Here is a 4,091-nt window from a genome sequence, read left to right as displayed (position 1 = left end):
GCTGCTGACGCACCTGCCGCCCTACGTGGAGGCCGCGGTGGCGCTGGCGGCGGCCCGGGGCGCCTTCGGCGGGCCGGCCGAGGTCGTCGTGCCCGACGGCCGCTACGAGGTCTGACGCGCGCGGCCGCCCCGCGGCCCGTCGGCCCCCTCTGCGAGGCTGGGGCGGTGAGCACCACGAGCACCCCCGGCCCCGCGCGCGTCGACGGCCGCGCACCCGACGAGCTGCGCCCCGTGCGCATCACCCGCAACTGGCTGGAGCACGCCGAGGGCAGCGTCCTGGTGGAGTTCGGCAGCACGAAGGTGCTGTGCGCGGCCTCCTTCACCGAGGGCGTGCCCCGCTGGCGCAAGGGCTCCGGCAACGGCTGGGTGACGGCGGAGTACGCGATGCTGCCGCGCGCGACGAACACCCGCGGCGAGCGGGAGTCGGTCAAGGGCCGCATCGGCGGGCGCACCCACGAGATCTCCCGGCTCATCGGCCGCAGCCTGCGGGCCGTGGTGGACACCGCGGCGCTGGGGGAGAACACCGTCGTCCTGGACTGCGACGTGCTGCAGGCCGACGGCGGCACCCGCACCGCCGCGATCACCGGCGCCTACGTGGCGCTCGCGGACGCCGTGGCCTGGGCCAAGGGCAGGGGGCTGGTCCGCGCGTCGAAGCAGCCGCTGACGGGTTCGGTGAGCGCGGTGAGCGTGGGCGTCGTCGACGCCCGCCCCGTCCTGGACCTGCGCTACACCGAGGACGTCGCCGCGCACACCGACATGAACGTGGTGATGACCGGCGACGGGCGCTTCGTGGAGGTGCAGGGCACCGCCGAGGCCGTGCCGTTCGACCGCGCCGAGCTCGACGCGATGCTGGACCTGGCCGCGGGCGGCTGCGCCCGGCTCGCCGGGATCCAGCAGGACGCGCTGGCGGGGGCGGGAGCGTGAGCCGCCTGGTGCTGGCCACCCGCAACGCGCACAAGGTGGGCGAGCTGCGCGCCATCCTCGGCGAGCACCTGCCGGGGGTGGAGGTGGTCGGGGTGGACGCCTTCGACGCCGATCCCGAGCGCGCCGTCGGCGACGTCGTGGAGTCGGGGGTGACGTTCGCGGAGAACGCGCTGCTCAAGGCGCGGGCGGTGGCGGCGGGCACGGGGCTGCCCGCGGTCGCCGACGACTCCGGCATCTGCGTCGACGTCCTGGGCGGTGCGCCGGGGATCTTCTCGGCGCGCTGGTGCGGCCGGCACGGCGACGACGCGGAGAACATGCGGCTGCTGCTGGCGCAGCTGGCCGACGTCCCCGCGCAGCACCGCGGGGCGCGCTTCGCGTGCGCCGCGGCCCTCGTGCTGCCGGACGGCTCCGAGCACGTGGAGCTGGGGGAGCTGCGCGGCGTGCTGGCCGCGGCGCCCAGCGGCGGTGGGGGGTTCGGCTACGACCCGGTCCTGGTGCCGGACGCCGAGCGCGGCCCGGGTGGGCGCGGGCGCAGCTGCGCGGAGCTCAGCGCCGGGGAGAAGAACGCGATCAGCCACCGCGGCCGGGCGTTCCGGGCGCTGGCCCCCGTGGTGGTGCAGGCGCTGGGCTGAACCGGTACAGCCGAGCCTCGCGGGAGTCCGGCTGCGGTTAGCCTGCCGCCATGCTGCGCCTGCGAGCCGCCGTGCGCCCCTACGACTGGGGTGCCGAGGGCGCCATCTCCCGCTTCCTGGGGCGCGACCCCGAAGGGGGCCCGGAGGCGGAGCTGTGGATCGGCGCGCACCCCGGCTGGCCCACGCCCACCGAGGACGGCCGCACCCTCGCCGAGGTCGTCGCCGCCGACCCGGACGCGGCGCTGGGTGCCGCCGACGTGGCCCGCTTCGGCCCCCGCCTGCCGTTCCTCACCAAGGTGCTGGCCGCGGGCAGACCGCTGTCGGTGCAGGTGCACCCGACGCCGCAGCAGGCGCGGGAGGGCTTCGCCGCGGAGGACGCGCGGCACCCCCCGCGCGTCCTCCGACGGCATCCGCGGCACCGACGCCGACCGGGTCGGGCCCTTCCGCCTCGTGGGCTCCGGCACCGCCGAGCCGCGGCTGGTGCGCGACGCAGCCTTCGCCTGCTTCGGGGTGGCCGCCGCGGCGGGCCTGGCGCTCGTCGCGCTGAGCGGGGCGTGGTGGCTGCTGGCGGTCGGCGCCCTCAGCATCGTCGCGGCCTGGTACTACACCGGCGGCAAGCACCCGTACGGCTACGCGGGCCTCGGCGAGGTGTTCGTCTTCGTCTTCTTCGGGCTGGTCGCCGTGCTGGGCACCGCCTACGTCCAGACCGGCCGCGCCGGCTGGCCCGCCCCCGCGGCGGCCGTCGCGATCGGGGCGCTGGCCTGCGCGATCCTCGTCGCCAACAACCTGCGCGACGTGCCCACCGACGCCGTCGCGGGCAAGCGCACCCTCGCCGTCCGGCTGGGGGCGCGGCGCACCCGGGGGTTGTTCGCCGGGCTCGTGGCGGTGGGTTTCGCGGCGGCGCTGGCACCGGTGGCGCAGCACCCGGGGGTGCTGCTGGTGCTGCCCGCGCTGGCGCTGGCGGTGCGGCCGGTGCGCACGGTGCTGTCCGGGGCGGGGGGCCGGGACCTGGTGCCGGTGCTGCGCGACGCGGGGCTGCTGGAGCTGGCCGTGGGGGCGCTGCTCGGGATCGGGCTGGCGCTGTAGGCCGCGGCGCGCCCCGCGGGCGCCGCGCCCCGGCCGCACCTACCCTGCGCGCATGACCGAGCTGGACCTGCAGGCCGACGGCAGCCACCGCTACCTGGCGACCACCACGACGGCGGACGGCACCGCCCGCGAGCACACCGTCCTGTGCGACGAGGAGCTGCTCGCCGAGCTGGGCCTGGGGCGGACGGAGGAGCCGCTCCTGGTGCGCCGGGCGCTGGAGACCATGCTGCGCGCCGCCGGGGAGGACGGGGAGCTGCCGGCCGTCATCGACCTGCGTGCCCTGGGCGAGGAGCGGCCGGAGCTGCTCGACGCGCTCCGCCAGCGCACCGCGCTCTGAGCGCCGCGCGCCGGGCACGGCCCGGTGCGCGGCTCAGCGCGGCGCCGGGCCCCGCCGCTGGTCGTCGGCGGCGTCCTCGGCGTCGTTGTCGGCGTCGGCGCGCCGCCCGAAGCTCGTCGGCCGCGGCCCCTGCGCCACCCGGCGGTCCACCCGCCGCTGCAGCGCCAGCGCCATCTCCTCCCGCTGCCGGCGCAGCAGCAGCAGCGACAGCAGCACCGAGACCAGGGCCGCCAGGCCGATGGCCAGCAGCCCGCGGGCGCCCGCCCAGGTGAGCACCACCAGGCACAGCACGAACACCCCGAGGCGCAGCACCGTGTACTTCAGGTACGGACCCATCGCTCAGACCCCCGCGTAGGAGTGCAGCCCGTTGAACACGAGGTTGACGAGGGTGAAGTTCGCCACCAGGCAGGCGAAGCCCACGGTGGACAGGTAGGCGGCGCGGCGGCCGTCCCAGCCGCGGGTGGCGCGGGCGTGCAGGTAGGCGGCGTAGACGACCCAGATGACGAACGACCACACCTCCTTGGCGTCCCAGTTCCAGTACCGCGTCCACGCCTTCTGCGCCCAGATGGCGCCCGCGATGAGGGTGAAGGTCCACAGCACGAACGCCACGGCGTGCAGCCGCGCGGAGGTCCGCTCCAGCTCCTGGGTCGTCGGCAGCGCGTCCATGAAGGAGGCGCCCGAGGCCCTGCCCGCGGCGCGGCGGCGCTCCCGGGAGTCCTGCACCAGCTGCAGCACCGTCGTGGAGAAACCCACGGTGAACAGCGCGCTGGCCAGGAACGCCACGGCCACGTGGATGACGAGCCAGTAGCTGTCCAGCGCCGGCACGAGCTCGGCGGCCTCGACGTAGAAGGTGCGCAGGGCCAGGCCGAGGGTGAGCAGCACGGGGCCGACGACGAAGGTGCCGAGGTAGCGCAGGTCGCGGCCGCCGCCGAGCCCGGAGCGGCGGGCCTGCCACAGCGCCCCGAGGAAGACGCCGGTGACGACGACGGCGCCGGTCACCGCGAACTCGAACATGTTGCCCCACGGCACCCGCTGCACCGAGAACCCGCGGGTCAGCACGAACGCCAGGACGGCCTGGGCCAGGCCGGTGGTCCGGTAGGCGCTGGACCAGC

General features: G+C 76.7%; 6 protein-coding genes and 1 pseudogene. 5 read left to right on the top strand and 2 right to left on the bottom strand.

Going from position 1 to position 4,091, the window contains the following annotated elements; all coding sequences use genetic code 11:
* Positions 1-165 precede the first annotated feature (165 nt).
* The 5 genes and pseudogenes from rph (at position 166) to ABEB16_RS20290 (ending at position 2,979) form a co-directional block, all read left to right on the top strand.
* On the top strand, positions 166-924 hold the full coding sequence (gene rph, locus ABEB16_RS20310; protein WP_345714009.1) for a ribonuclease PH: 759 nt from the start codon (positions 166-168) through the stop codon (positions 922-924).
* Complete coding sequence (locus tag ABEB16_RS20305; RefSeq protein WP_345714008.1) at positions 921-1,556, top strand: non-canonical purine NTP pyrophosphatase; 636 nt, start codon at positions 921-923, stop codon at positions 1,554-1,556. The genes rph and ABEB16_RS20305 overlap by 4 nt, the downstream gene beginning before the upstream one ends.
* 50 nt (positions 1,557-1,606) lie before the next feature.
* Positions 1,607-1,921 (top strand): annotated as a pseudogene (locus ABEB16_RS20300) (type I phosphomannose isomerase catalytic subunit); the annotation flags it as partial.
* Positions 1,803-2,642: a 1,4-dihydroxy-2-naphthoate polyprenyltransferase gene (locus ABEB16_RS20295; protein ID WP_425560271.1), complete on the top strand. Its 840-nt coding sequence runs from the start codon at positions 1,803-1,805 to the stop codon at positions 2,640-2,642. The pseudogene ABEB16_RS20300 and the gene ABEB16_RS20295, both read left to right, overlap by 119 nt.
* Positions 2,643-2,694: 52 nt before the next feature.
* Complete coding sequence (locus tag ABEB16_RS20290) at positions 2,695-2,979, top strand: hypothetical protein (protein ID WP_345714006.1); 285 nt, start codon at positions 2,695-2,697, stop codon at positions 2,977-2,979.
* A gap of 33 nt (positions 2,980-3,012) precedes the next feature.
* Here ABEB16_RS20290 and ABEB16_RS20285 read toward each other — a convergent pair whose 3' ends face one another.
* Positions 3,013-3,315 carry a DUF4229 domain-containing protein gene (locus ABEB16_RS20285; RefSeq protein WP_345714005.1) on the bottom strand — a complete coding sequence of 101 codons (303 nt, stop codon included), beginning with the start codon at positions 3,313-3,315 and terminating at the stop codon, positions 3,013-3,015.
* Between the two features lie 3 nt (positions 3,316-3,318).
* Positions 3,319-4,091, bottom strand: a 773-nt coding sequence (ccsB, locus tag ABEB16_RS20280; protein WP_345714004.1) for a c-type cytochrome biogenesis protein CcsB, incomplete at its 5' end; no start/stop codon positions are given.

It is taken from the genome of Kineococcus glutinatus (assembly GCF_039542765.1).
In the GTDB taxonomy this organism is placed as follows: Bacteria; Actinomycetota; Actinomycetes; order Actinomycetales; family Kineococcaceae; genus Kineococcus_A; species Kineococcus_A glutinatus.
The sequence above is the reverse complement of the archived record's forward strand: the minus strand, read 5'-3'. Positions and strand labels throughout refer to the sequence as shown.